Source organism: Neobacillus sp. DZ-9 (genome assembly GCF_059587065.1).
The window spans coordinates 1-1,613 of record NZ_JCAIOL010000048.1 but is presented as its reverse complement, the minus strand read 5'-3'; the positions used below and the strand labels follow the sequence as shown (position 1 = coordinate 1,613).

Sequence of the window (1,613 nt, the reverse complement as noted above, 5' to 3'; positions counted from 1 at the left end):
TGAGTCTGTCTAACAATTAATTGTAAATTTATAAAGGTAGGAAATATTTCTGTTATTTTCGATAAAAACAATAAAGTATCATAAAATGCATGTAAAAAGGGGGCTATGCCCCCTCTGAATTTTCGTATTAACTCTTTAACTCCGATTATATTTATTAATCTTTTAAAATTATATGCAAGACAAATAAGACTTATCTCAGTGTTTACTGATTCAAGCCCTCTTGTTAAAAAATATGTATAACCAAAATGTCGTTTTATGGTTCCAAAAAGGTGTTCTATAATAGAGCCCCTTTTCTTGTAAATATTATCTTTTCTAATTGTATTTTCAGAAACCTGGTCAATGATTTCTTCATTTTTAAACCTGATAATTGATCTTCCGCCTTTTGCGGAAGTACACAACTCCTTTTTCCCGCATTCATTGTAGTTCACACATGTATAACGTTTGAAGTCTTTACCGTTTTGCTTTCCATTCCATTTAAAATTTAAACAATAGCCCATCGGGCAAATAAAAACATCATTTGTTTGATCATACTTGAAGTTTGATTTATCAAATCCGTTTTCAACCTTTTGTTGTTTTCCTTTTTGGGGCTTTATAAGGATTTCGGTCTGTTCATCTACCACTTCAATTATTTCAGACATATTAAAATAACCTGTATCAGCTAAAGCTGTAACTTTTTGGTCCTCAAATACTTCCTTAGCTTTTTTAACCATGTTTGATAATTGACCTTGGTCATTAACATCATTTACTACTTCGAAGTCTACAATTAATTTATTTTTATTGTCTACAACTGCTTGGACATTAAAGCAAACCTCAAATTTCCCGTTATTCTTCATCGACTTTGCGTCTGAATCAGTTAAACAAATTTGTTTCTTTCCTTGTTCCTTTAGTTCTTCTTTAATGGCATCTAACTTCTTTATTCTTTCTTGGTAACTCTCAATTTTATCATTAATTTTTTGTTTCATACTCTCATCTTCAGTTGTGTTTAAAACGTCATTGATATATTCCTCAATTTTCGCTTCGTAGTATTCTAATTTCTCTTTAATAATATTTTCATTATAGTGTTTATTTTTTGCGCTATTTGCTTTTATTTTTGTCCCATCGATAGCGACAATTGTGCCATCAATAAGACCAAATCCTTTTAACATAAGAGTAAACTCTTTAAACAGCTGCGTAATCGCTTTTTTGTTAATTTTCATGAATGAAGATATAGTACCATGGTCAGGTTTTATTTTGCCAATTAACCACATTAATTCAATGTTTCTCGTTGCCTCAGTCTCCATCATACGAGATGACCTGATTTTATTCATATAACAATAAATATATAATTTAAGGAGATCATGTCTTCTATAAGGTTTTTGTCCAGCTTTATAACCCGAATAAACAACAAAACCAAGTTCCTCCAGATTTAAGCTATCCACATATGCGTCAATTACTCTAACTGGATTATCTTCATCAATAAAATCTTCCAATGTATTTGGTAATAAATTTAACTGATTTCTATCCTCACCAAGAATATATGGCATACTATCATCTCCTTATATTACAAATTCGACAATAGTATGGGTTTCCCTATCGGGAAAGTGGGAAAAAGGTGAAAATTGTTAGACAGACTC

The 1,613-nt window shown here is 30.8% G+C and carries 1 protein-coding gene; it reads right to left on the bottom strand.

Annotated elements, in window-relative coordinates; all coding sequences use genetic code 11:
• Positions 1-1,523, bottom strand: a 1,523-nt coding sequence (locus AC59HZ_RS31250) for an IS1182 family transposase (protein ID WP_496549598.1), incomplete at its 3' end; no start/stop codon positions are given.
• Between the last annotated feature and the right edge of the window lie 90 nt (positions 1,524-1,613).